Source organism: Achromobacter sp. UMC46, from assembly GCF_014170335.1.
In the GTDB taxonomy this organism is placed as follows: domain Bacteria; phylum Pseudomonadota; class Gammaproteobacteria; order Burkholderiales; family Burkholderiaceae_B; genus Achromobacter.
Map to the genome: position 1 here is coordinate 580,601 of NZ_LZZS01000004.1, position 23,105 is coordinate 603,705.

Annotated in this window: 25 protein-coding genes, 1 tRNA gene and 1 pseudogene; 23 read left to right on the top strand and 4 right to left on the bottom strand. The window is 63.8% G+C overall.

The window, feature by feature from the left end:
• Nucleotides 1-24 precede the first annotated feature (24 nt).
• The 3 genes and pseudogenes from A9973_RS31090 to A9973_RS05500 all read left to right on the top strand — a co-directional run.
• Nucleotides 25-1,122, top strand: a pseudogene (locus tag A9973_RS31090) (acyl-CoA dehydrogenase family protein); the annotation flags it as partial.
• A 24-nt stretch (nt 1,123-1,146) separates the two neighbouring features.
• Complete coding sequence (locus A9973_RS05495) at nt 1,147-3,249, top strand: 3-hydroxyacyl-CoA dehydrogenase NAD-binding domain-containing protein (protein ID WP_183012739.1); 2,103 nt, start codon at nt 1,147-1,149, stop codon at nt 3,247-3,249.
• A 131-nt stretch (nt 3,250-3,380) separates the two neighbouring features.
• On the top strand, nt 3,381-3,809 hold the full coding sequence (locus tag A9973_RS05500) for a PaaI family thioesterase (RefSeq protein ID WP_183012740.1): 429 nt from the start codon (nt 3,381-3,383) through the stop codon (nt 3,807-3,809).
• A 36-nt stretch (nt 3,810-3,845) separates the two neighbouring features.
• On the opposite strand, the gene A9973_RS05505 is transcribed toward A9973_RS05500, so the two are convergent.
• Entirely contained in the window at nt 3,846-4,820 is a 975-nt protein-coding gene (locus A9973_RS05505; protein WP_183012741.1) for a tripartite tricarboxylate transporter substrate binding protein, read from the bottom strand.
• A 259-nt stretch (nt 4,821-5,079) separates the two neighbouring features.
• Between A9973_RS05505 and A9973_RS05510 the strand changes: the two genes are divergently transcribed.
• The 3 genes from A9973_RS05510 to A9973_RS05520 are packed head-to-tail and all read left to right on the top strand — an operon-like array spanning nt 5,080 to nt 8,055.
• Nucleotides 5,080-6,261, top strand: coding sequence for a CaiB/BaiF CoA-transferase family protein (locus tag A9973_RS05510; RefSeq protein ID WP_183012742.1), 1,182 nt, complete (start codon nt 5,080-5,082; stop codon nt 6,259-6,261).
• Nucleotides 6,262-6,281: 20 nt separating this feature from the next.
• A complete protein-coding gene (locus A9973_RS05515; protein ID WP_183012743.1) occupies nt 6,282-7,253 on the top strand; it encodes a tripartite tricarboxylate transporter substrate binding protein in 972 nt (323 codons plus the stop codon).
• A gap of 10 nt (nt 7,254-7,263) precedes the next feature.
• Complete coding sequence (locus tag A9973_RS05520) at nt 7,264-8,055, top strand: enoyl-CoA hydratase (RefSeq protein ID WP_370539446.1); 792 nt, start codon at nt 7,264-7,266, stop codon at nt 8,053-8,055.
• On the opposite strand, the gene A9973_RS05525 is transcribed toward A9973_RS05520, so the two are convergent.
• Nucleotides 8,056-8,970, bottom strand: coding sequence for a LysR family transcriptional regulator (locus A9973_RS05525; RefSeq protein WP_183012745.1), 915 nt, complete (start codon nt 8,968-8,970; stop codon nt 8,056-8,058).
• Between the two features lie 32 nt (nt 8,971-9,002).
• Nucleotides 9,003-10,460: a cardiolipin synthase gene (gene cls, locus A9973_RS05530; protein ID WP_183012746.1), complete on the bottom strand. Its 1,458-nt coding sequence runs from the start codon at nt 10,458-10,460 to the stop codon at nt 9,003-9,005.
• A gap of 205 nt (nt 10,461-10,665) precedes the next feature.
• On the opposite strand from cls, the gene A9973_RS05535 reads away from it, so the two are divergent.
• A tRNA-His gene (locus tag A9973_RS05535) sits at nt 10,666-10,741 on the top strand.
• 269 nt (nt 10,742-11,010) lie between these two features.
• Here the strand turns inward: A9973_RS05535 and A9973_RS05540 are convergent.
• Entirely contained in the window at nt 11,011-12,084 is a 1,074-nt protein-coding gene (locus A9973_RS05540; RefSeq protein WP_183012747.1) for a S24 family peptidase, read from the bottom strand.
• Between the two features lie 71 nt (nt 12,085-12,155).
• Here A9973_RS05540 and A9973_RS05545 point away from each other — a divergent pair, with 71 nt between their 5' ends.
• From A9973_RS05545 to A9973_RS05620, 16 genes are all read left to right on the top strand, one after another.
• Complete coding sequence (locus tag A9973_RS05545) at nt 12,156-12,395, top strand: YdaS family helix-turn-helix protein (RefSeq protein WP_183012748.1); 240 nt, start codon at nt 12,156-12,158, stop codon at nt 12,393-12,395.
• Nucleotides 12,392-13,201 (top strand): YdaU family protein, encoded by an 810-nt coding sequence (locus A9973_RS05550; protein WP_183012749.1) that lies wholly within the window; start codon nt 12,392-12,394, stop codon nt 13,199-13,201. Before A9973_RS05545 ends, A9973_RS05550 begins: the two co-directional genes overlap by 4 nt.
• Nucleotides 13,188-13,904 carry a hypothetical protein gene (locus tag A9973_RS05555; protein ID WP_183012750.1) on the top strand — a complete coding sequence of 239 codons (717 nt, stop codon included), beginning with the start codon at nt 13,188-13,190 and terminating at the stop codon, nt 13,902-13,904. Before A9973_RS05550 ends, A9973_RS05555 begins: the two co-directional genes overlap by 14 nt.
• Nucleotides 13,904-14,116, top strand: a complete 213-nt coding sequence (locus A9973_RS05560) for a hypothetical protein (protein WP_183012751.1) — start codon at nt 13,904-13,906, stop codon at nt 14,114-14,116. Before A9973_RS05555 ends, A9973_RS05560 begins: the two co-directional genes overlap by 1 nt.
• Complete coding sequence (locus A9973_RS05565) at nt 14,109-14,501, top strand: hypothetical protein (protein WP_183012752.1); 393 nt, start codon at nt 14,109-14,111, stop codon at nt 14,499-14,501. Before A9973_RS05560 ends, A9973_RS05565 begins: the two co-directional genes overlap by 8 nt.
• Complete coding sequence (locus A9973_RS05570) at nt 14,498-14,779, top strand: hypothetical protein (RefSeq protein WP_183012753.1); 282 nt, start codon at nt 14,498-14,500, stop codon at nt 14,777-14,779. Before A9973_RS05565 ends, A9973_RS05570 begins: the two co-directional genes overlap by 4 nt.
• 113 nt (nt 14,780-14,892) lie before the next feature.
• Nucleotides 14,893-15,417: a hypothetical protein gene (locus A9973_RS05575; RefSeq protein WP_183013171.1), complete on the top strand. Its 525-nt coding sequence runs from the start codon at nt 14,893-14,895 to the stop codon at nt 15,415-15,417.
• Between the two features lie 60 nt (nt 15,418-15,477).
• Nucleotides 15,478-16,836 (top strand): DUF3383 family protein, encoded by a 1,359-nt coding sequence (locus tag A9973_RS05580; RefSeq protein ID WP_183012754.1) that lies wholly within the window; start codon nt 15,478-15,480, stop codon nt 16,834-16,836.
• Between the two features lie 13 nt (nt 16,837-16,849).
• A complete protein-coding gene (locus A9973_RS05585) occupies nt 16,850-17,278 on the top strand; it encodes a phage protein (RefSeq protein ID WP_183012755.1) in 429 nt (142 codons plus the stop codon).
• Nucleotides 17,278-17,763 (top strand): phage tail assembly chaperone, encoded by a 486-nt coding sequence (locus A9973_RS05590; protein WP_183012756.1) that lies wholly within the window; start codon nt 17,278-17,280, stop codon nt 17,761-17,763. Before A9973_RS05585 ends, A9973_RS05590 begins: the two co-directional genes overlap by 1 nt.
• A gap of 148 nt (nt 17,764-17,911) precedes the next feature.
• Nucleotides 17,912-20,182: a tape measure protein gene (locus tag A9973_RS05595; protein ID WP_183012757.1), complete on the top strand. Its 2,271-nt coding sequence runs from the start codon at nt 17,912-17,914 to the stop codon at nt 20,180-20,182.
• A gap of 8 nt (nt 20,183-20,190) precedes the next feature.
• On the top strand, nt 20,191-20,763 hold the full coding sequence (locus A9973_RS05600; RefSeq protein ID WP_183012758.1) for a phage baseplate protein: 573 nt from the start codon (nt 20,191-20,193) through the stop codon (nt 20,761-20,763).
• Between the two features lie 27 nt (nt 20,764-20,790).
• Complete coding sequence (locus tag A9973_RS05605; RefSeq protein WP_183012759.1) at nt 20,791-21,123, top strand: hypothetical protein; 333 nt, start codon at nt 20,791-20,793, stop codon at nt 21,121-21,123.
• Entirely contained in the window at nt 21,110-22,027 is a 918-nt protein-coding gene (locus A9973_RS05610; RefSeq protein ID WP_183012760.1) for a hypothetical protein, read from the top strand. The genes A9973_RS05605 and A9973_RS05610 overlap by 14 nt, the downstream gene beginning before the upstream one ends.
• Entirely contained in the window at nt 22,024-22,719 is a 696-nt protein-coding gene (locus A9973_RS05615; RefSeq protein ID WP_183012761.1) for a Gp138 family membrane-puncturing spike protein, read from the top strand. The genes A9973_RS05610 and A9973_RS05615 overlap by 4 nt, the downstream gene beginning before the upstream one ends.
• The gene (locus A9973_RS05620) at nt 22,719-23,087 is read left to right on the top strand and encodes a hypothetical protein (protein ID WP_183012762.1); all 369 of its coding nucleotides are present in this window, start codon (nt 22,719-22,721) and stop codon (nt 23,085-23,087) included. The genes A9973_RS05615 and A9973_RS05620 overlap by 1 nt, the downstream gene beginning before the upstream one ends.
• Nucleotides 23,088-23,105: the final 18 nt, after the last annotated feature.

Sequence of the window (23,105 nt, forward strand, 5' to 3'; positions counted from 1 at the left end):
CCTGACGACTACACCGATGACGAGCGCGCGCTGGATGACGCCGTTGCGCGCTACCTGCAACGGGAATACCCCGTGCCCGCTGGCCGGACGCCGCCGGCCGCCGACGCGGATCCGGCGGCCTCGCCGCATTGGCGCGCCTTTGCCGAGATGGGCTTGCTGGGGTTGGGCCTGCCCGCGTCCTCGGGCGGCATGGATGCGGGGTTGACCGACCTGTGCGTGGTGATGCAGCAGTTCGGCCGCCATCTGGTGACCGAGCCCTATGACGTCAGCGCGTTGCTGTGCGGCCAACTGCTGGCGCTGATGCCGGATGGCGTTGCGGTCCGACGCGTACTTGCCGGCATCGCCCAGGGCACCGCCGCGCCGGTGCTGGCCATCGCAGGGCCGCAGTCGGATTGGTCGCTGGACGGCGATGGCGTCGTGGCCGAGCGTCAGGGCGACGGCTGGGTACTGAACGGCGTCAAACGCCGCGTGCCGTTCGGGGCCGGGGCCGCGCAGCTGCTGGTCGCGGCGCGCGACGGCCGCGACGTCGCCCTGTTCCTGATCGAGGCCGGGAAGCAGAACGCCATGTCCGGCGTCACCCGTCAGGGCGCGGTGGGCGTGGATGGGCGCAGCTATGCGGACATCGTCTTCAGTGCTTGCCGCGTTTCCGAAGACGCGCGGCTGGGCGTCGCTGGCGCCGCCTTGGAACAGGCGGCGGACACGACGCGCATCGCCTTGTGCGCCGAAGCGCTGGGCGCCATGCAGGCGCTGCTTGACGCGACCCGCGACTATGCCGACGCGCGCCGCCAGTTCGGCCGGGCGCTCAGCGGCTTCCAGGCGGTGCAGCACCGGCTGGTGGACATGTTGCTGGCGCTGGAGCAGGCGCGTTCGCTGACCTGGACGGCCGCTCGCGCGGATCCGGCCGACACGCGGCTGCGCGGCCGCCTGACCTCGGCCGCCAAGGCCTGCTGCGGCGAGGCCGCCCGGTACATCAGCCAGCAAAGCATCCAGCTGCATGGCGGCATGGGCATGACCGACGAGCTTGCCGTGGGCCACTACGTCAAGCGCCTGTTGGCGATCGAATACACGCTGGGCGACACCCGCCACCATTTCAACCGTTATCAGCGGCTGGCGCGGGCGTAAGCCGCGCTGTTGCAAGGAGCCTTCATGACCCTCATCGTCCCTTCTTCCGCCGACGCGGTGTCCAGCACGGTCCGTTATGCGCTGCATGGGCGCATCGCCGTGATGTACCTGGACAATCCGCCGGTCAACGGCCTGGGCGACACCGTGCGCAGCGGCCTATTTGCCGGCCTGGCGCGTGCACGAACCCACTCCGGCGTTGACGCCATCGTCATCGCGGGCGCCGGCAAAGCGTTCTGCGGTGGCGCAGACATCCGCCAGTTCAACACGCCGGCTGCGGTGGCCAAGCCCATGTTGCGCGACGTGATCGCCGCGATCGAGGCTTCGGACAAGCCCGTCGTTGCCGCCATCCACGGCTTTGCCTTGGGCGGGGGGCTGGAGTTGGCCCTGGGGTGCCACTATCGTGTCGCGCAGGCCGGCGCGCGCCTGGGCTTGCCGGAAGTGAACCTGGGCCTGGTGCCGGGCGGCGGCGGCACGCAACGGCTGCCGCGGCTGATCGGCGTAGTGCCCGCGTTGAGAATGATCCAGACAGGAACGCCGGTCGATGCGGCGGCTGCGTTGACGGCCGGGTTGGTGGATGCCGTCACGGAAGGGGACTTGATGGATCTTGCGCTGTCCTACGCCCGGGACCGCGCGGCAGAGGCCACGCATCCTGTTGCGGGTCAACGGGCGGTGGACGGCCACGGCGTCGATTTCGCCGCAGCGCGCGCGACACTCAACCCCAAGGCCCGCAATGCGCAGGCCCAGCGCGCTGCGACGGATTGCGTCGAGGCCGCGACACGCCTGCCCATCGAGGCCGGCTTGGACGAGGAGCGCAGGCAGTTCGACCTCCTGGTCGCCGGCGACGCCTCCAAGGCCCTGCGCCATCTGTTCTTTGCCGAAAAGGAGGCGCCGCGCGTCGCAGGCGGCGGCCGTGCCGCAACGGTGGGCCAAGTCGCCATCCTGGGCGCGGGCACGATGGGGGGCGGCATCGCCATGGCGTTCTCCAATGCCGGGTATGCGGTCACGCTGTATGAACGCGACCAGGCTGCCCTGGACCGGGGCTTGGCACTCATCCGCAAAAACTACGACGTCACCGCCGCCAAGGGCAAACTTGACGCCGACGGCGTGGCAGTGCGCATGGCGCGCATTACCCCCAGCCTGGACATCCAGGATCTTGCTCAGGCCGATCTGGTGATCGAAGCCGTTTTTGAGGACATGGCCGTCAAGCAAGCCGTGTTCCAACAATTGGACACGGTCTGCAAACCCGGCGCCATCTTGGCTACCAATACGTCCCGCCTGAACATCGACAAGATCGCCGCCTGCACGTCGCGGCCCGAGGCGGTCATCGGCCTGCATTTCTTCAGCCCGGCCAATGTGATGAAGCTGTTGGAGGTGGTGCGCGGCGAGCGCACCAGCGCCGACGTCATCGCCACCTGCATGGCGGCGGCGCAGAGAATCGGCAAGATTCCGGTGCTGGTCGGGGTATGCGAGGGTTTCGTCGGCAACCGCATGTTGACGGGCTACTGGCGTGAGGCCGGCTTCCTGCTGGAAGAGGGCGCCACCCCGCAGCAGATCGACGGCGCGCTGACGCGCTTCGGCATGGCCATGGGGCCGTTGGCCATGGCAGACCTGGCCGGCATGGACATCAACTGGGCGACGCGCAAACGCCTGGCGCCGACCCGGCCCGCGCATTTGCGGTATTCCAAGGTGGCGGACCGCATTTGCGAACAGGGCCGCTTCGGGCAAAAGACCGGGGCGGGCTATTACCGCTATGAACCCGGTAGCCGCGAGCCGTTGCCGGATCCTGTCGTGGACGCCATCATCGAAGATTGCGCGCGCGAGGCCGGCATCGTCCGGCGCTCGATCAGCGACGAAGAAATCGTCGAGCGCTGCATGCTGGCGCTGATCAACGAAGGGGTGCAGATCATCGACGAGGGCATCGCGCAGCGCGCCTCGGACGTGGATGTGGTCTACGTGCACGGATATGGGTTTCCCGGCGCGCGAGGCGGCCCCATGTTCTACGCCCAGACGCTGGGCCTGGCCGCCACGCTTGCCAGAATCAACGCATTGCGTGAGACCCACGGCGACCATTGGAAGCCCGCCGCCCTGCTGGAAAAGCGGGTGGCCGAAGGCGCGGCGGCGTTTTAAGGCGTCCGCAGAGCGGTCGAGGCCGGGGCCGGCGACATGCCGGTCCCGGCCTTCTTTGCGATACTGCTGCGTACCCCGCTAGCCTCCGAACCCTACTCAGGATTCCCCCCCGGAACCTTTCGCGTGAGTCCATGACAGACACTATTCCTTCGGGCTTCGAGCCCTGGCAGCCCAGTAGTCCCTTCATGACCCATCTGGCCGAGCTTGGCGCGTTGTACCGGCGCGATGCGGACTCGGTCCTGGCCATGCGAGTGGCCCACGCCCACACCAACATGCATGCAATCGCCCATGGCGGCCTGCTGGCCACGCTGGCCGACAGCGCGCTGGGGTTCACGATCGCGCAGCGGGCAAAAGTGTCGGTGGTGACGGTGCAGATGTCGGTGGAATACCTGAATCCGGTCAAGCCGGGAGACTGGCTGGAAGCGCACGTCCGCATCGACAAGCAGGGCAAGCGGCTGATCTACGCCAATTGCCTGCTGCAGGTAGCGGGCCGCGTCATGCTCAAGGCAAACGCGGTGTTCGCCGTACGTGCCGCGCCGACGCCCGCCTCGGATGGTTAAGACAACGGGGATGCGCGCTGCGCGCATCCCCGCCGCTTATTCGACCTTAACGCCCGTGGTCTTGACCACGTCACGCCATTTGGCCGTCTCGCCGGCGACGAATGCCGTCGCCTGATCCGGCGTCATCGGGCCCAGCGGTTCGCTATTCTGCCCCGCCAGCCGCTGCACCATTTCCGGTGAATTCATGATGTCGTTGGTGGCCTGGTTCAACTTGGCCACAATGGCCGGGTCCGTGCCTGCGGGGGCATAGAATCCCAGCCAGGTGTAGACGTCCAGCCCCGGTGCGCCGGATTCCGCGAAGGTAGGCAGATCAGGGAACAGCCTGCTGCGTTGCGCGCTGGCCACGCCGATCGGCCGCAACTGGCCCGATTTGATGAAGGGCGCCACGCTCATCGCGTCCTGCACGGCGACCTTCAATTCGCCGGACACCACCGCATTGGTGGCGGGCGACGCGCCCTTGTACGGGACATGCTCCATCGGCACGCCGGTGATCTTCTTCAACCACTCGCCGCCCAGATGCGTCGACCCCCCGAAACCCGCCGAGCCGTACGGTACGCCTGGCTGGGCTTTCCCCCAGGCAAGGAATTCGGGGACAGTATTGACCGGCAGGCCGGCATTGACCACCACCAGGTTCGGCGCGCGCGCCAGGATGCCGATTGGGGCAAAGTCGCGGACGGGGTCGTAGCGGACCCGGTCGTTGACCGCCGGGCCGATCACGTGGCCCGTTGCGCTGACCAGCAGCGTGTAGCCGTCGTTCTTCTGGCGCGCCACCAGTTCGGTGCCGACTTGGCCGGCGGCGCCGGGCTTGTTCTCGACCACGAAGGTCTGCTTGAAGCGTTTGCCCAATTCAGCCGACAGCAGACGCGCGACGATGTCCGTCATGCCGCCAGGCGCGAACGCCACGACGACGGTGACGGGATGGTCCGGGTATTCGGCGCGAGCTGCGCCAGCGGCGACGCTGCAGAGAAGCAGCGCGCTCAGCGTGCCGCGTCGCAGGATATTGCGGTTCATGGTTGTCTCCTGGGGTTCTTATCGTCCGGCGGCGCGGCTGCCTATGCGCCTCGGCCGAGCCAGTATGGCCGTGCCAAACGCATTACTCCATCCGAAATATTCGAACTCAACGTTCGCGCTTTTCTAAAGCCTGGCATGTGCTCCCTGGGGGGCGGAAGCCGCTTTGAAACCCCGCGAACGCACCGTTCGAAACTTTCAACTCCTCGTGGGACGGGGCCGCTGACATAATTTTCAAAAGCGGTTGAATCACGGAGACACTATGCTTCACAACGCCTTGCGCGGCGTCAAAGTCGTGGACTTGTCGCGCATCCTCGCGGGCCCCTGGTGCACGCAGAACCTGTCGGACCTTGGTGCCGAGGTCATCAAGATCGAACACCCGGAACGCGGCGACGATACGCGCGGCTGGGGACCGCCCGACTTGCGATCCGCCGACGGCGGCGCGTCCATGTCGGCCTACTTCATGGCCTGCAACCGCGGCAAGCAATCGGTCGCAATCGACTTCGCATCGGAAGCGGGCGCGGCCCGCGTGCGCGAACTGGTGGCCGACGCGGACATCCTGGTCGAAAACTACAAGGCAGGGGGTCTGCAAAAGTACGGCCTGGACTACGCCTCGCTTGCCCGCGTCAACCCGCGGCTGATCTACCTGTCCATCACCGGCTACGGCCAGTCCGGCCCGCTGGCCGGCAAGCCGGGATACGACTACGTGTTCCAGGGCATGGGCGGGCTGATGAGCTACACCGGGCAACCGGACGGCACGCCCGGCGCCGGCCCACTGCGCACCGGGGTCGCCGTCGTGGATCTGATGACCGGCATGTACGCCACGTCCGCCGTGCTGGCCGCCTTGCGCCAACGCGACCAGACCGGCCAGGGCATGCCGCTGGATATCTGCCTGCTTGACGTCGCCGTGGCCTTGAATGCCAACCAGGGCGCCAACTACCTGGTGTCCGGCGTGGCGCCCAAGCGCAGCGGCAACGCGCATCCGAACTGCGCGCCTTACGAGGTCTTCGCCTGCGCCGACGGCCACCTGATCCTGGCGATCGGCAATGACGGCCAATTCGGGCGTTTCAGCGGCGTGGCCGGGCATCCCGAATGGGCGGCCGATGCGCGCTATGCCACCAATAGCGCGCGCCTGGCGAACATGGACAGCCTGCGTCCGCAGGTGGCTGCCGTGCTGGCGGCCGCGCCGCGCCAGCGCTGGACCGACGCGTTCGACGACGCCGGCGTGCCATGGGGGCCGATCCACACGCTGGACGAGGTCTTCGCGCATCCGCAAGTGCTGCATCGGGAATTGCTTCAGACCACCACCCATCCGGTGCTGGGCGAAGTCCGGCTGGTGCGCAATCCGCTATTGGCCGGCACGCCGGCCAGCGCGATGGGCGCGGCGCCGCCTTTGCTGGGCGAACACACGGACGCGGTGCTGACGCGGCCGGCCACGATTTGAACCACCCCGAGGAGACAACAATGACACCCATTAAATTCCCGCTGGCCATCCTGCTGGCCTGCCTGGCCGTGCCCGGCCTGGCCGCTGCCGACTATCCCGACAAGCCGATCCGTCTGGTCGTGCCGTATGCGGTGGGCGGCACCACCGACATCATCGCGCGCGTCGTCGGCAACAAGCTCGGCATGCAACTGGGCCAGTCCGTCATCATCGAGAACAAGCCTGGCGCGGGCGGCAGCATCGGTTCGGCGTACGCCGCCAAGCAACCCGCCGACGGCTATACGCTGGTGATGGCGGTGGAAAGCTCGCATGCCGTCAACCCCAACGTCTACGCCAAAAGCGCCTACGACCCCGTCCGCGACTTCGCGCCGATCAGCAATCTGGCCGACGTGCCCAATGTGCTGGTGGTCAACCCGGCGCTGCCCGCGCAAGACTTGGCCGCGTTCCTGAAGCTGCTGAAGGCCGACCCCAATAAGTACGCGTTCGGGTCATCCGGCAACGGCGGGCTGAGCCATATGAATGGCGAACTGTTCATGAAGACCACCGGCACGCGCATGCTGCACGTGCCGTACAAGGGCCTGGGGCCCGCATTGAACGACCTGGTGGCCGGACAGGTCCAGGTGGTGTTCGACAACATCCCGTCGTCCTACCCGCTGATCCAGGGGCAGCGCATCCGTCCGTTGGCGGTGGCGGCCAAGCAGCGGCTCAAGGTCCTGCCCGATGTGCCGACCTACGCTGAGGCCGGCTTGCCCGCCATGAACAACCCGTCGTGGTTCGGCCTGGCCGCGCCCGCAGGTACGCCCGCGCCGGTGCTGGACAAACTGAATGCGGCCGTGCGCCAGGCGCTGGCCGATCCCGCGACCATCGACGCCATCGAAAAGCAGGGAGCCGTGCCCAGCCCGATGTCGCGCGATGAATTCGGCGCGCTGATCGCGCAGTCCTATGGCCATTGGAAGACCGTGGTCGAGGACATCAAGTTCGAGAAAATGCAGTAAAGGAGCACTCGTGAACACCAGAAACCTGACCTTCCCCCACGCCAGCGCCGAGATCGACGCCGCCGGCATCGCGACCTTGACCATGCAGGACGCCGGGGTGCTGAACATCCTGAGCACGCCCGTGATCAATGGCCTGCGCGAGGCGCTTGACCACTTGCGCGAAGACGACTCGGTGCGCGTGCTGGTGCTGCGTGGCGCCAGCGACCGCGCGTTCGTGGCGGGCGCCGACATCGCGGAAATGGCCGCCCTGGACGAGCCCCGCGCCCAGAAATTCATCTCGAACCTGCGCGACCTCTGCAACGCCGTGCGCCACTTTCCCGTGCCGGTGATCGCCCGCATCCCGGGGTGGTGCCTGGGCGGCGGCCTGGAGTTCGCCCTGGCCTGCGACTTGCGCATTTGCGCCGACCACGCGCAGTTCGGCATGCCTGAAGTCAAAGTCGGTATCCCGTCGGTGATCCACGCGGCACTCATGCCGCAACTGATCGGCGCGGCCAATAGTGCCTGGATGCTGTTGACGGGCGAACTGATCGACGCCCGTCGCGCGCAGGATTGGGGGCTGGTCAACGCGGCCGTGCCGCAGGCGGAACTGGATCAGGCCGTGCGCAAGCTGGCGGAAGGCTTCGCGGCGCTGGGGCCGGCGGCATTGCGCCAGCAGAAGAAGCTGCTGCGCCGCTGGGAGACGATGTCGGTCGACGAGGCCATCGAGGACAGCGTCGCGGAATTCGGCGCCGCCTTCAACACCGGCGAACCGCAGAAATTCATGAACGAATTCCTGGCCAGCAAGCGCGAACGCAAGGGCTGATCAGTCCGGCCCGCGCGTCGCGGCGACGATCGGGTCGTCCAGCAGATACTCGGCGACCTGTTCGACGAATGGCGACAGCGGCACACCGGCTTGCGTTACCAGCGTCAATTCGCGCAGCGCCCACGGTTCGCTGATCGCCACTGCCGCAATGCGCTTCTCGCGCAGCGCGGCCGCGGCGATGCTGCGCGGTACCAGCGACACGCCCACGCCGGCTTCGACCATGGACAGCACGGCGTCGAAGGTGTGCACGTGGATGCGCACCTTGGGCGTCTTGCCCGCCAGCTTGGCCATGTCGCGCAGGAAGACGTAGTTGCTGCTGGCCCGGCTCATGCACACGAAATCCAGGTCCAGCACCGCCGGGAACCGCACCGGCGAACTCTCCACCACCGGATGGTTCAGCGGCGCTGCGATGATGAGCTCGTCGATGGCGTAGCGGATGGCGTTCACGCCGGCGGACTTGGCCTGCCCGGCAAAGATGCCGATGTCCGCTTCCTGGCCCGCGATCGCGGCCTCGATCGTATTGCTGGAGCGTTCTTCCAGCAGGATGTTCACATTGGGGTTGGCCGACAGGAAGCGGCTCAGGCTGGGCACGATGAAGCCGTTCAGCGAACTGCTGTTGGCGAACAGCTTGACGCTGCCCTTCAACCCGCTGGCGAACCCGCTGACTTCGCCGTGCATGCGTTCAACGCCTGCCAGCAGCGACCGCACGTGCTTCAGCACGAACGCGCCTTCGGTCGTGAGTTCCATGCCGCGGGCCTCGCGCTTGAACAGCGGCACGCCCATCGCGAACTCCAGGTTCTTCAGGCGGTAGCTGGCGGAGGACGCCGTCAGGTGTACCGTGCCGGCTCCACCCGACAGGCTTTTCGCTTCGGCGATCGCAAGGAAAAGGCGGAGATCAGTGAGTTCGTAGCGCATGCCGCAAGATTACCGTAGATGCATCGGCCGCGTCATAGGTACGGTGTGGCCAGCCAGATGATCTTGTTGCGCAGGCGTTTGGCGAACGGCGCTTGCGTCAAATCTTCCAGCGCCACGCGTTTGGCCTGACCGATCAGCCCGTCGACCCGGTCGCCGATCCAGCGGGCGACGGTGGGGTCGTAGATCTCGGTGTCCAGCTCGAAATTCAGCCGCAGGCTGCGAGGGTCCAGGTTGGACGAGCCCACATACGCCCAGGCGTCATCCACCGTCATCAGCTTGGAATGGTCGAACGCGCCGTGCGCGCGCCAGACCCGGCAACCCGTGCGCACCACCTGGTCCAGCTGCGCCGACATGGCGTAGTCCACCAGGCGCAGGTTGTTCTTGCCGGGAATCACGATGTCCACATGGATGCCGCGCCGCGCGGCGGTCGCCAACGCCCCGATCAGCGTCTGGTCGGGCAGGAAGTAGGGCGACTGGATGCGCACATGGCGTTGCGCCACCGCCAGCGCACCCAGCAGCATATTGTGCGAACTGCCCAGTGCCCGGTCGGGGCCGGACGGCACGCAGCGCATCGGCACGTTGCCGCTAGGCGGCAGGGCCTGCGGGTCGAACCACGGCCTGGCGGGCAGCGATTCGTGCGTGGTGAAGTTCCAGTCGTGCGCGAACACCGACATCAGCTGCGTCACGATCGGCCCTTCCACGCGGAAGTGCGTGTCGTGGTTGGTGGCGTCGCCCGCCAGCGCGCTGACGAACGCCGCGCGCACGTTCATGCCGCCGGTGAACCCCACGCGCCCGTCGATCACCAGCACCTTGCGGTGGCTGCGCAGGTTGGCGTAGGGCATGCGCAGCACGCCCATCGGATTCGTCATGAAACGCGCGACCGTCACGCCGCCGCGCGCCAGCAGGCGCACGATGGGCGGGCGCGAGTACTTGGAGCCGATGGCGTCGATCAGCACCCGCACCTCGACGCCCCGCGCTTGCGCCTCGATCAGCGCCTGGGCCAGCTCGCGCCCGATCGGATCGTTGTCGAAGATATAGCTTTGCATCGCGATCGCATGACGCGCGCCACGGATGGCCTGCAGCATGGCCGGATACGTCTCGTCGCCGCCGGCCAGCGGCTGCACGGCGTTGCCGCCCAGCAGCCGGAACCGGCTGACGCGGTCGCCCAGCACCTTCAGCGACGCGAACTGCGGCCCCGAAATCGGCGCCACGTCTACGGGCAAGGTCTCGACCTGCTCGGCATCGACCACCATCGCCTCGTCGCGCTGCTGCGACAGCCGCGTCTTGCGGATGCGGTTGATCCCCGCCACGAAATAGAACAGGGCCCCGAACAGTGGCGAGAACAACGCCACCCCCACCCAGCCGATGGCCGCCCGCACATCTTGTTTGGTCATCGCGGCATGCACCGCCGCGCCAGTCCCGGCCACGATGCTGATGGCAAAAACCAGATGAGGCCAGTAATCGATCAAAACTGCGTGTATGCGATCCATATCGATGGCGTAAGAGACGACCTCCAAGGGGAACCAAGCGGAAGGATAGCAAGCTGGGAAACTCAGGCAAGCAAAATTGGGGGCAGGGCGTTTGACGGGCCAAAAAAATGTGCTATAGTTCGGCCTCTTCGTTGTTGAGCTTCTTTCTGAAGCGCGGCGGCGGAAGAAAAAGCACTACGAAAGTAGCGCCAAAGCAGTACCAGAGGTGGCTGTAGCTCAGTTGGTAGAGTCCTGGATTGTGATTCCAGTTGTCGTGGGTTCGAGCCCCATCAGCCACCCCAAGAATTTGTTGGAAGAAAGCCGCCTAGAGCGGCTTTTTTCTTTTGCGCGCAAGAAAAATTCTAATAATTCCTTGCCAGCGCTGATTCGGTGGATCGCGGGTGTGGCGCGCTCCGGTCCCCTTCTTTGCGATCAAGCCCGCAGGACCACTTCGCTATCCAAGAAACGACCCAATCGTTCGGATGCTCGCAAGGTGGCGAAAAAGGCGTACTCGTACACGTTCCGCGCCCATACCCGAAGGCCGCGACATTCCGGGTTCGTGCCATGGCATCTACAGCAGCCGCTCATCCACGCCATTACGCAGATCATAAGGCGACCACAAGATCCGCCCGACAATGCGCACCTCGCATCCGTCTTCCTTTTCAAGCGGAAAGGGCGCATAAGCGGGATTCAGCGATTTGGCCAGCCAAGCGCCTTCGCGTTCGCGCGAGATGCACTTCACGATCATCTTGCCGCCGTGGTTGATGGCGTACACCGTGCGCGGGTCGATCTCGCGCGGGTCGGTGACGGGGTCTTCGAAGAACAGCATGGGGCCGCCGTTGCGGATGACGGGTTCCATGCTGTCGCCCTGCGCGTAAACGATCTTCATGCGGCTGATCGGCAGCTTGAATGATTCCAGGAACGAGCGGCGCAAGAGGATCTCGCCGATCTCGGTCTCGTGGTAGTTCTCGATGCCCAGCCGGCCGGCGGCCAGGCGCACATCCAGTTCAGGGATGGGCATGAATTCCTGGTCGTTGGCGGAGTAGCCGGCGTTGGACACATGGCCGACATTGGCCGCCGTGCTGATGCGCAAGGCCTGGGCGCGATCGGCCTGATGGGTGGTGAGTCCATCAGGATCCCACGGGGCAGCAGCGACCGGCGCCATCGGGAATTCGTCCACGGCCGCGTCGATGTTCATGAGGGCGCCGCGCCTGGCTTGTTGGGCCTTGGACTGCGCGGACGGTCCCTTGGCTTTTACGCCCATCTGGCCCAGCGCCAACAGCAATGCGCCCTCCAGGCGCTTGAGCTGGTCGTCGGCCAGGCCTCTTACCAGTGATGCGGGCACGGAAGGAAAAGGCCATGCGACGTCTGCGGCCGGCGGGGGAAGGGGGGCGGCCGTCGATAGCGACGCTGCCTTTTTGGCTTCGACGGCCAGTCGCGGGCTGATCGCGGCGAGGGTGCAGCCGAAGCCTTCGGCATAAGCCATCGCGGCCTCGAGGCCAATAGGGCGACGGCCAGTAATGTGCTGATAAATCATCGCCTGGCCGCCCTTGACCTCGTGGTCGCGAGCGAACGCCGCGCGGTTCACGCCTTCAAAGCGTGCGCGCAGGGCGGCGGCTTCCTCTTCGATCGTCCACATTTTCATATAGCAATGCTATTCAAATAAAACTATAGCATGGCTTGCTTATAAACTGTAGCATCGCTATAGTTTTGTTAATGAAGCTACACGATTACTTCGACCGGGATGGAGCGCTTACCGCTGCGGCGCTCGCCCGACGCGTGGGGGTTTCCCCCGCGCTTATCTACCAATGGCGCACGGGCCGCAGGCCCGTTCCGGTCCAGCACTGCGTGCCCATCGAGCACGCCACCAGCGGCGCGGTAACCCGGCGCGACCTGCGTCCCGCCGATTGCAATCGAATCTGGCCCGAGCTGGCCGAAGGGGCGAAAGCGGAATGAATTACTACCCCCATCACATCGGCGATTTCAATAGCGCCACGCGGCACCTCACGCGCATTGAACGCAGCGTGTACCGCGATCTGATCGAACTCTACTACGACACCGAAGCGCCCTTGGCCCTGGATGTCGACAAGCTATGCCGCCTGCTGATCGCCCGCTCAGAAGAAGAGCAAGCCGCCGTCACCCAGGTGTTGAACGAGTTTTTTGTTCAAGCCACGGAAGGCTGGACGCACGCGCGCTGCGACGCCGAGATTGCCAGGTATCACGGCAACAAAGAAGCGAAGTCTGCGGCCGGCAAAGCCAGCGCGGCCAAGCGTGCGCAGAAGGCGCTGCGGCCTGACGCGGCATCGGCAGGCGAGCAACCGCCGTTGAACGGATGTGCAACTAACCAGGAACCAGAACCAGGAACCAAGAGCCAGGAAGAAGCTTCAACCCCCGGGCGCAAGCGAGTCGCCAGTTGCGATGTTTCTTTGATCGAATTGCCCGAATGGCTGGACCGGGAAGACTGGGTCAGCTGGGTAGCGGATCGCAAGGCCCGCAAAAAGCCCGTCACCGAAGAGGGCGCGCGGCGTCAGCTGCAGCAGCTTGCTGGTTACCTGGCCGAGGGATTTCCGGCGCGCGCCGTCATCGCCAACAGCATTGCCAGTGGCTATCAAGGTTTGTTCCCGCCAAGGGCGGCATCAAGGTCCGCTCCGGTCAGCCGGGCGCGGCAGCGGGCGGACTGGTCGTCGGAATTGCGCGATGTGTTGGCCGAAGGGCGGGCGCCGCGTGAAATCGACATGGGGGTGATTGATGCCGGTCACTAACGCTTCGATCGGGCTGGGAGCGCTGGTCGTCAACGAGATGCACTTGCTCTACGGCGCAAAGTTTGCCCAGCAGTGGGAGGGCCTGACCCCGCGTGAATTGAAAGATTCGTGGAACCAGAAACTGGCTGGCTTGGATGAGTCCCAGGTGCGCCGCGGATTGCACGCCTGCCTGGCTCGCGAATGGCCGCCGACGCTGCCAGAGTTTCTGAAGCTGTGCTGCCCCTGGCTCACGCCCGAAGTGGCGTATCACGAAGCCGTGCGTGGCATGTCAGCCCGCCGGCGCGGCGAACTGGGCGTGTGGTCGCATCCCGCAGTGTATTGGGCGGCGGTGGGCGTCAGCACGGTGGATCTCTTGAACAGCAACTACGGGTCGATCAAGAGCCGGTGGGAAAGAACGCTGGCCGAAGAACTCAGCAAAAGCACATGGCCCGATATTCCGCAACAGCGTGCGGCGCTGCCAGCGCCAGGCCAGAGCTTGGCGTCTCCTGCGCAGGTCGAGGCTGCCCTGAAAAAGATGAGCGCGGCAAAGCGACGGGATGGCGATAGCCCGCCGCACCGTCGTTGGATCGCCAAATGGGAAGCGCGCATCGCGCAAGGGGGGCATCCCACGCAAGCCATCGCACAGATGCTGACCCACGCGCAATGTGAATTCGACATGGCTACGCAAATATCGGCCGTCATCCGGCCTGGGGAGGGCAGGTAATGGAACAACGACGGGAAACCCTGTGCCGCTGGGAAATGGGCGATCCGATGAAAGTGCTGATGAGCCGGCAACAAACGGCGATCAATCGGTCATGCGCGGGCTGCGCAAACGCTCGTGCGGTGCAGACGCCCTTTGGCGATACGGTTCTGCGCTGTCTTAAGGGCAAGCCCTATGGGAAAAAATGCAACAAGTATGAGGTGTCGAATGGATGAAGGTTTGCCCCGTTGGGTGGAAGACGAAATACGCAATTGGGCGCGCTCGCAATGGGAAGGCGATTGGCCCGGCCCGCGTCGTATGCTGGAGGACGAACCCGACGTATGCGCGTTCCCGCCGCTGCCCGGTCACCAGGACGACGATGAGCCCATCCAGATTCCGGTCAATCACGAGCGCGCAAGCAAAGTTGACGGGCTGTACCAGGCGTTGCCTTTGGCCGAGCGGCGCGTGGTCCAGGCGGAATACACACGCCGTGCAGATTACGGCGACCTGCCAGCGCATCTGCGCCAGGACAAGGCAAGCCGTGTCATCGGCATCACATTGCCTTACTACAAGGTGGCGCTTGGCAGTTTCAAGCAACGGGTCTGGAGGGCTTTCAAATGAAGTATGCGCACGAGGTCATTGATCTGCTGGCGGCGTATCCGGGGCGCGAATTCAAGATGCGCGAAATCTTGCGTCATGTCAGCCGCGGCATTCCGCTGGCGCCCGCGTCTCATGAGGCCATGCGCCGCGGCGCCCGCCGGGTGCTGGATCATTTGCTGGATGCGGGCCACGTGCAACGCTGCGGCGGCAACACCAAGTCGGCTACCTATGCGTGGTCCGAATTGGGACATGTACTTGCCGAAAATCGTCCACATTTGGGACCGGATTTGAGACAATGACGGCGGGCCATTGCGCCCACACGAAATGCAGCCCGCCAACCACAAGGTTCGCGGGCTTTGTTTTTTTCGGGGCTGTAAAAGGCCTATTGATGCAACCCATTCACTGGGACGCCATGACGCCAGAAGACGCTATTTTTGAATTGGTGAGGGCCGCGGCAGATGGCATGCCTGTCGTGTCTGCCGAAGGAATCGAACCGGCCCCGCAGCCGCCTTATGTCACGTTGGTCGTGCGGTGGATAGACGCCGGGCCCGCCGAAGAAGGTCAAGTCGATGCGGACGGCAACCTGGCCATGCTGGAGCATCGCGATGCCACCGTTGAACTGAAGAGTTTCGGTGTTGCGGCGTTCAGCGCGCTGGATAAGCTGGGCCTGACTCTGCAGCATCCGGTATTTGAAGAGCGCGCCGAAGCGTTGGGTCTGGCGCTCTTCGAGACGGGGCGCCTGCAGAATGTTCCGCCCGAGCAGGGCACGGCATTCGACGTGCGGCGCGGCGCCTTGGAGCTGGGCATCCGCTATTCGCAAACCTATACCGCTTTCGTCGGCACGATTCAGACCGTGACCGGCGTGGCCACCACGACTGGCGGAACCACTGCCGCCATCGACACCCCTTTCACCGTGAAGATACCCACGGCGCCGTAGCGTCATGGATCTTCCTAACTGTCCTGCCGCCTTATGGCGGCTTTTTTATTGGAGCCGCAAATGGCAAAAATCGACCGGATCGTCAATGTGGCGATCTCGCTGAACACCACGGCGATCAAGGAACAGAACTTCTCTGACATCCTGATCCTTGGCGCACACGCGCTGGCCGTCAATCGCATTCTGGCCGTGACCGAGCCCGGCGAGTTGCTGGACATGGGTATCGCTCAGACCGACCCGCTGTACGTCGCCGTGCGCGATGCGTTCAAGCAGATCCCGACGGTTGCTCGTGTTTTTGTTGGCCGCCGCCACGTGGATGCCTCGACGTTTACCGTGATGCGCGCTGCCGCCACGGATTACACCGTGACCTTGTCGTGGCGTGATGGCGCCGGACTGGTCCAAAAGGCCGACGCGACGGCTAAGGGCGTTGCCAACAGCACGCCGGAGACGATCGCTACCGCCTTGGTCGCTGCCATTGCCGCGACCGACGCACCCGTGACCGCTGCCGCTGTTGGCGCCGAAGTGTCGGTGACTGCAGAGCAAACCGGTAATGCGGTAGCGATCGCCATCAAGGGCAATCTGCAGCTGTCGGCGCCCGTCAGCACCGAAACCCCCTCGGCCGCGCTGAATGCATGCCTGCGTGAAAACGGCGACTGGTACGGCGTGGCCTTGGCCAGCCGTGTTGAAGCCGACGTGCTGGATGCCGCGGAATGGGTGGAATCCAATGAGCGCCTGTTTGGTGTGTCGTCCGACCAGGCCGGCATCATCGATGCCGCCGTGTCCAGCGACATTGCGTCCAAGTGCCAGCAAAAACAATACTTTCGCACGCATGTCTGGTATCACGGCCAGGCCCAAAAAGAAGCGCTGGAAGCTGCTGTCAGCGCCAACCGTTTTACGTTCTATCCGGGCGGCGAAACCTGGGCCAATACGCGCTTGTCCGGCGTGACGTACGACAGCCTGAGCGAAGGCCAGGCGTTGGCTGCGCATGCAAAGAACGCAAACACGTTCGAGCAGATGCGCAACTTTGCCGTGACGCAAAACGGCAAGGTCGCCGCTGGCGAATGGATCGACGTGATCCGTGGCCGCGATTGGCTGTCCGAGCAGGTGAAGATCAACGTCGCATCGCAACTGATCAATGCGAACGGCAAGGTGCCGTACACCGACGTGGGCATTCAGATTCTGGTCAATGGCATTCGCCAGGCACTGCTGCTTGGTCAAAGCCGTGGCCTGATCGCGCCCGACGAGATCGACGACGCGGGCCGCACGATTCCCGGCTTTGTGATCACCGTGCCGCGCGCTGCTGGCATCTCCACGAACGACAAGGCCAACCGCATTCTGCGTGACCTGAAGTTCAGCGCCCGTCTGGCGGGCGCCATCCATGTTGCCGAGATCAAAGGCAACCTCACCTACCAACAACTGTAATCGGGGTATTTCCATGTCCGTCAAAACTTACGCACCGAACCAGGTGAAGATCGTGGTGGGCGCGCTGCCCATCTCCGGCTTGGCTGAAGACAACTTCGTGACCGTCACTGAACTGGGCGATGGCATTGCGTCCGTCGTCGGTATCGACGGCGAGGTGTCGCGCGCCATGTCGCGCAATTCGCGCCTGAGCATCAAGCTCACGCTGATGCAGACCAGCGCCAGCAATGCGGCCTTGTCGGCGCTGCATCAGGCCGACAAGGCCACCGAGGGCAATGGCGCCTTCCCGATTTCGATTACCGATCTGCGCGGCTTGTCTCTGCATGCGTCGGATTCGGCATGGATCGTGAAGATGCCGGATGCCGGCTACGGCGCCAAGGTCGGCTCCCGCGAATGGACGATCGAAACCGGCCAGGCCATCAACGTAGTCGGAGGTAACGCCTGATGGCCGCGATCAAGGAAGTGGTCATCGGTACGACGATCTTCCGCATTTCCCGCTTTGATCCGTTCCGCCAGCTCAAGCTGCTGGGCGATCTGCAAAAGGAAGTGCTGCCGGCGGCCGGTTCGATGCTGACTACCGTGTTTGGCAGCGATAACCCCACGCAGGAACGTGATGAAAGCGCCATGCTGAACGCCTTTCGTGAGCTGTCGGCCAAGCTGGGCGGCGACGCGCTGGGCGGCTGGGCCGAGCGCCTGATCGACTCGGAACTGATCAGCTTTGAGCTGGTGGGGCGCGAGCCCCAGAAGCTGACCGCCGCGCATCGTGGTTTGGCGTTTACCGATTACGCCGAAATCCTGGAACTGCTGTTTCACATTCTTGAGCACAACTTCGCCGGCCCTTTGGCGCGTTGGGTCGGCCGCTTTGGTCCGGCCCGCGAGAAGCTGGCGAGTCTGTCGGGCAGTTCGACGCAGGCTTCGAGCGAGAGTTGATCATTTGGCGGCCCATCCTGGCCCGCCATGTCAGTTTGGACGCCGTCAAACGCGGTGACGTCGACCTCCTGGACATCCTGAAGCTGAACGCTCTGATGGATGCCCAGGAGGCGGCGCAAGCCGCGTCAGAACGGAAGGCGAGGTAACGATGACCGTTGTAAGGGAAGTAGTGGCTGTCCTGAGCTACCAGGTGGACGAAACCGGAATCAGGCGATACCGGCAAGGGTTCAAGGACGCCATGTCGAAGATGGCGGCCGACTCGGCGGGCGCCATTCAGGCGATGCGTGATGTCGCAAGCAGCATGATCGGGGCCCAGGCAGGTCTGAACGACCTGATCCAGCTGCAGAAGAAGGCGGCAGGACCAACAGGCATTCTGACAAAAGCCGTTGCCAATTTGCGTGGCGCTTCGGGTTCGTTGGTGGGGTTTGGTTCGGTTCGGCAGATCTTGGGCGATATCGATGCCTGGGTGCAGGTGGAAGACGCCATGCGCCGGGCAACGAGTTCAACCCAGGAGTACACCGAGGCCGACCGCGAGTTGGCCAAGATGTCGCGAACGACGCGTACAGCCTATGCCGACAATGCCGATACGTTTATGCGCATGCAGCGCAGCATGGCGGGCCAGGGCAAGTCCACGCAGGACACCTTGGATGTCACGCAGCTTGTGGCGCTGGGCTCGGCCTTGTCTGGCAGCAAAGGCGGTGATCGAGGCGCCATCATGGAGTCGATGCTCAAGGCCGTCGAGCAGGGCGGGTTTGGCGCGGAGCAGTTCGCTGCGTTGCCCAAGCGTCTGCAAGACGCCATGGCCAAGGGAATGGGCACCACGCTGCAAGGTCTGACAGCCCAGGCCCAAGGCGGCATGCTCAGCACCGACCGCGCACTGCCGGCTTTGCAGTCACAGTTGCCTGCGCTGCAAGCAGAGGCAGGCGCCAAGCCGGCAAGTCTTGCCGGTTCGGTGACGGTGTTGAACGACGCTTGGCAACGGTTCTTTGGGACCATGATTGGCGGCCGCTCCACGTTGCAGATCGTGACGGGGGCCGTTGAACTGCTGGCGGACAACCTGGGCTTTGTGATCAGGATGCTCGCGCTGGCCGGGGCATCGTTTGGCCTGGTGATGTTGAACCAGTGGCTGGCTGCGGCGTCGCGTCAGTCGGGCGGTTTGCTCCGAGCGCTACGTGACGCGACGGGCGCTGCCTTTGGTTTGAATACCGCGATGTCTGCCGGCTCCGGGCCTGCGGGCGCGGCGCAGACGTTCTCGGGTTTGAGCCGTTCGCTCGGGCCGATGCTGCGCATGGCTGCGGTTCTGACCACGATCTATCTGATCGGCGAAGACATCTCCAACTGGCTGAATGGTAGCGAATCCGTGCTGGGCAGCATGGTCGGAGGCGTGGAGAACTGGCAGGACGAAATTGCGGCTGTTTCCACGGTCCTGGCTTTTGTGAGGGACTTGCTGGGCAGCGCAGGCCTGGCAGTGGGCGAATGGGCGAAGCAGCTCGCCATGGTCTCGGCGGTAGCCTATGGTTTGTGGCGCATTCTTTCGCCCATCGGCCCACTGTTCATGTTCTTGGCTCGGACGGCTGTGCCTATGTTGTGGCGGGCAGTGACCATGAACCCGCTAGGCCGGATTCTTATGCTGTTCGCCATGCTGGCCCTCGCTGTATGGCAAATCTACGAAAACTGGAATGTGATCAGCGCAGCGATAGTGGCTGTGTGGAGTTCCGTCACGGGATATCTGAAAGCAGCGTGGGATTCCGTCACGTCGTATCTGTTGGCGGCTTGGGATACGGTTACGGCCTATATCTCGCTGGCGTGGAACACGCTGATGGGATTGGCCCAGAGCTATTTTCTGGACCCCTTGATGGCGTGGTTTTCGGCGCTGTGGGCGTTCTGGAGCGGTCTGGTCAACGCCGTGGTGGCTGCATTCACAGGCGACTGGGATGCCGCGATCGCTCACCTGGTCGGCGCGTTTACCGGCTTGTGGACCTTCTTTGCCAACATCGGCAGTGGAATCCTGAACGTGATCCGCGCGATTGGCGACGCCATCCAGACCTGGGTCATGGACAAGTTCAAGTCGGCGGTCAGCTGGTTCAAGAGTTTGCTGCCTGGCCAGATGCTGTCAGATGAGCAGAAGGGCGCTATGACGGATTCAGCCAAGGCGCTGGCCGCACAACCGCAAGTGCAGGCATTTGCGGCGGGAAATGCCGTTCCGGGTGTGTCTCCAGGCTCGGCGCTGCGAGGCGGTTTCGGCAAGATGAACCAAGCGGTCAATGTGCAAAACAGCTTCACAGTCAACGCGACCGGTTTGGATCCTGTGGCTGTCGGCTCAGAAGTCAGGAAGGCCGGGGAAGGCTTCAACTTTGACAGCAGGGAAATTATTACTCGGTCTCTATTCGTGCCGAGAAGCGTCGAGGCCTCGAGCTAGGAGAAACCATGAGCTTTGTATCCATGATTTTTGGCTGGAACGGGGGCAGCAGGATCGGCACCGTTCCGCTTGATGCCCTCTTAAGCGAGAAAACCTCGCTTAGCAGCCAGGCGACGTCGTATGCCGTTGAGGAAGGTTCGCCCGTGTCCGACCACGTCGTGCAGGAATCCGAAAAACTCTCGCTGGACGGTTGGGTGACGGCGGCGGAAGTTGCCCTGATGGGTTCGGCCAATCGGGGCGTAAATGGCGTCAGCTCAGGCGGCGCGGGCCGCTCCAAATTGATCAGCGCCAAAGCGGCTTTGCGTGAGATTCACGCGAACCGTTTGCCCATCACGATTTCGACTGGCTTGGACCAATACGTGGACTTCGTCATGGAGTCCTGCGAAATCGGACGCAGCAATTCCGGTGGCGAACGTTTCGAAATCTCCGCCAGCTTCAAGAAGATCCGAAAGGTGGCGCTGCGTCATGTGGATATTCCACCCGAGCAGACCTCGGGCAGCGCTACCGGCAAAGCGGGTGCCACCAAAACCAATGCGGGCAAGGTTTCCAAGCCTTTTGAGACGCCCACCGCAATAGCATGACGTCTGCCAAATTTCCAGGAAGGTCCCATGTTTGAGATTCCAATTCTGGACGCCAACGACAGTCTCACCGAGGTGGAGCTGGACGGCGTCACTTATTTCTTGCGGCTGTCCTGGAACAGCGAGGCCGAACAGTGGGTCTTGTCGATCGAGAATGCCTACAACGAGCTGATCGTGGCAGGCATTGCCGTCGTGCCCGATACGCCGCTGCTGGGCGGCTTCCGGCACCTGGCGGTGCCGGCCGGCGAACTGGTGGCTCGCGCCCCGGACCGCCGTGACGCCATCAGCCGGAAAGCGCTGCCCAGCGGCGTGGTGCCGCTGATGTACATCGAGGTGGATGAGGTGGCAGATGGCCAGATTTAATCGGGTCTACCGGCTGTTGGTGGGCAAGGGTGGTGCCAAAGGCTTGGAGATCGTGCCGCCTATACGGCTGGTGTTCGAGGTCACCAAAGACGTCAACGAAGAGCCGAACGATCACAAGATCCGCCTTTACAACCTGGCGCCCGCAACGCGTAAAGCCTTGGAAGAACCGGGGCTGCGCTGTGTGCTGTACGCGGGATATGCCGAAGAGGGCGGGCCGATTTTGATGGCCTCGGGCAGTATCGTGTTTGCCTATTCAAAATTTGACCAACCCGACGTGGTCACTGAACTGATCGTCAAGGATGGTTATACCGAGGTGCGGGACACGGCCGTGTCTATCGGCTTGGGGCAGGGCGCTTTGGCAAGCTCCATCATTCGTGACATTGCCCGTCAAATGGGCTTGTCGCTAATGATGGCCGATGACGTGCCTGACCGCACCTGGGTCAACGGCTTTTCGTTCTATGGCGCGGCGCGTACGGCACTGCACAAGGTTACGCAAGGTACCGGCCTGGAATGGTCGATTCAGAATCAACAGTTGCAAGTGCTGCAACGTGGTGGCACCACGCGACGCCAGGCGGTGGTGTTGGCTGTCGATACCGGCTTGCTGGGTCATCCAGAGCGGGTAAGAGAAGCCGCGCAGGAGAAGGCGAAGCCGAAGGGCAAGCCGGCCAACGATGCCGCCAACCCGGTTAGCGCACATCAGGAGCGAGACGGCTGGAGTGTGAAATCCTTGCTGCTGCCGATGATCAACCCCGGCGATTTGGTCAAGCTGGAAAGCCGCACTGTTGAAGCCTTTCAGCGCGTCGAGAAAGTGCAACACAAGGGCGACAGTGAAACCGGCGATTGGCTGACCGAATTGAACCTGGTTGACCGGTACGCGCCGCCCAAGAAGAAGGATAAAAGATGAGCAACGCAATTAACGCGATCCGCTCGATTATTTCGACGGAGCTGGCCGACGTCTACACGACACTGCCGGGCGAAGTCGTGAGCTATGACGGCATGTTCGTGACTGCGCGTCCGGCGCTGGCCAAGCGTCTTGCCAACGGCGAGAACTTGCCTGCTCCCCAGATTGTTCGCGTGCCGGTGTGCTGGCCCGTGGGTGACGTGAATGGCGCTCAGGCCCTGATTTCGGTGCCGCTGAAAGCGGGCGACGCGATCAAGCTGTCGTTCTCGGCCCGCGCACTGGAAAACTGGCTGACGGGCGACAACGGGCCACCGGATGACCCGCGCCAGTTTGATCTGTCCGACGCCTTTGCCACGCCGTTGTTGAGGCCGGGTTCGTTGGCAGCCGATACCGACAACGTTTGCATTCAATATGGTCCCGGCACGCTTAAGTTGTCGCCCGCGGGCGAACTGACCTTTCAGGTCAAGAACTGGACCGTAGAGGCTGAGCAAGCCACCTTCAACACGCCTGTCACGATCAATGGGCCGCTTGTCTACACCCAAGGCATGGCGGGCGCGGGCGGCGCGGGCGGCGCATCCATGCGGATCCGAGGCGGTGTGGCCTATGAAGGCGGATCGATTACGCACAACGGCAAGAACATCGGCGACTCGCATCGCCACCCCTACGCCGGCGGCATTACGGAGGACCCTGTCTGATGGCTTTGGACCTAGCACTTTCCGCCGACCACGATCTGGATCTGGATCTGCTCGGGCGGACATCGTTTTTGGATGGCGCCGACCGGATCGCGCAACAGATCAAGGTGACATTGCTGGCCTTTATGGGCGAGTGGTTTCTGGACACGACCTTTGGTGTCCCGTACTTCGACGACATTCTTGTGAAGTCGCCTGACCGGGCCAGCATTGAAGCGATCTTGCGCGCCCGGATTCGAGCGGTGCCCGGTGTTGAGCGCGTGCGCCGCCTTGATCTTGAAATAGAACGCCAGCTGCGCGTTCTGCGCGTCAGTTTTGACGCGGATACGACCGCGGGACGACTCAATCGAGTCGTCGAACTGCGTAAGACTTAACCCCCACTTTTTTCGAGG

Excerpts from the sequence above, each read along its gene's own strand:
- A9973_RS05620 (WP_183012762.1), top strand. The coding sequence starts at position 22,719 with ATGGCTTTGGACCTAGCACTTTCCGCCGACCACGATCTGGATCTGGAT.
- A9973_RS05505 (WP_183012741.1), bottom strand. The coding sequence starts at position 4,820 with ATGAACCGCAATATCCTGCGACGCGGCACGCTGAGCGCGCTGCTTCTC.
- A9973_RS05500 (WP_183012740.1), top strand. The coding sequence starts at position 3,381 with ATGACAGACACTATTCCTTCGGGCTTCGAGCCCTGGCAGCCCAGTAGT.
- A9973_RS05615 (WP_183012761.1), top strand. The coding sequence starts at position 22,024 with ATGAGCAACGCAATTAACGCGATCCGCTCGATTATTTCGACGGAGCTG.
- A9973_RS05540 (WP_183012747.1), bottom strand. The coding sequence starts at position 12,084 with ATGAAAATGTGGACGATCGAAGAGGAAGCCGCCGCCCTGCGCGCACGC.
- A9973_RS05590 (WP_183012756.1), top strand. The coding sequence starts at position 17,278 with ATGGCCGCGATCAAGGAAGTGGTCATCGGTACGACGATCTTCCGCATT.
- A9973_RS05495 (WP_183012739.1), top strand. The coding sequence starts at position 1,147 with ATGACCCTCATCGTCCCTTCTTCCGCCGACGCGGTGTCCAGCACGGTC.
- cls (WP_183012746.1), bottom strand. The coding sequence starts at position 10,460 with ATGGATCGCATACACGCAGTTTTGATCGATTACTGGCCTCATCTGGTT.
- A9973_RS05550 (WP_183012749.1), top strand. The coding sequence starts at position 12,392 with ATGAATTACTACCCCCATCACATCGGCGATTTCAATAGCGCCACGCGG.
- A9973_RS05545 (WP_183012748.1), top strand. The coding sequence starts at position 12,156 with ATGAAGCTACACGATTACTTCGACCGGGATGGAGCGCTTACCGCTGCG.
- A9973_RS05580 (WP_183012754.1), top strand. The coding sequence starts at position 15,478 with ATGGCAAAAATCGACCGGATCGTCAATGTGGCGATCTCGCTGAACACC.
- A9973_RS05555 (WP_183012750.1), top strand. The coding sequence starts at position 13,188 with ATGCCGGTCACTAACGCTTCGATCGGGCTGGGAGCGCTGGTCGTCAAC.
- A9973_RS05570 (WP_183012753.1), top strand. The coding sequence starts at position 14,498 with ATGAAGTATGCGCACGAGGTCATTGATCTGCTGGCGGCGTATCCGGGG.
- A9973_RS05575 (WP_183013171.1), top strand. The coding sequence starts at position 14,893 with ATGACGCCAGAAGACGCTATTTTTGAATTGGTGAGGGCCGCGGCAGAT.
- A9973_RS05610 (WP_183012760.1), top strand. The coding sequence starts at position 21,110 with ATGGCCAGATTTAATCGGGTCTACCGGCTGTTGGTGGGCAAGGGTGGT.
- A9973_RS05585 (WP_183012755.1), top strand. The coding sequence starts at position 16,850 with ATGTCCGTCAAAACTTACGCACCGAACCAGGTGAAGATCGTGGTGGGC.
- A9973_RS05605 (WP_183012759.1), top strand. The coding sequence starts at position 20,791 with ATGTTTGAGATTCCAATTCTGGACGCCAACGACAGTCTCACCGAGGTG.
- A9973_RS05600 (WP_183012758.1), top strand. The coding sequence starts at position 20,191 with ATGAGCTTTGTATCCATGATTTTTGGCTGGAACGGGGGCAGCAGGATC.
- A9973_RS05565 (WP_183012752.1), top strand. The coding sequence starts at position 14,109 with ATGGATGAAGGTTTGCCCCGTTGGGTGGAAGACGAAATACGCAATTGG.
- A9973_RS05525 (WP_183012745.1), bottom strand. The coding sequence starts at position 8,970 with ATGCGCTACGAACTCACTGATCTCCGCCTTTTCCTTGCGATCGCCGAA.
- A9973_RS05510 (WP_183012742.1), top strand. The coding sequence starts at position 5,080 with ATGCTTCACAACGCCTTGCGCGGCGTCAAAGTCGTGGACTTGTCGCGC.
- A9973_RS05595 (WP_183012757.1), top strand. The coding sequence starts at position 17,912 with ATGACCGTTGTAAGGGAAGTAGTGGCTGTCCTGAGCTACCAGGTGGAC.
- A9973_RS05560 (WP_183012751.1), top strand. The coding sequence starts at position 13,904 with ATGGAACAACGACGGGAAACCCTGTGCCGCTGGGAAATGGGCGATCCG.
- A9973_RS05515 (WP_183012743.1), top strand. The coding sequence starts at position 6,282 with ATGACACCCATTAAATTCCCGCTGGCCATCCTGCTGGCCTGCCTGGCC.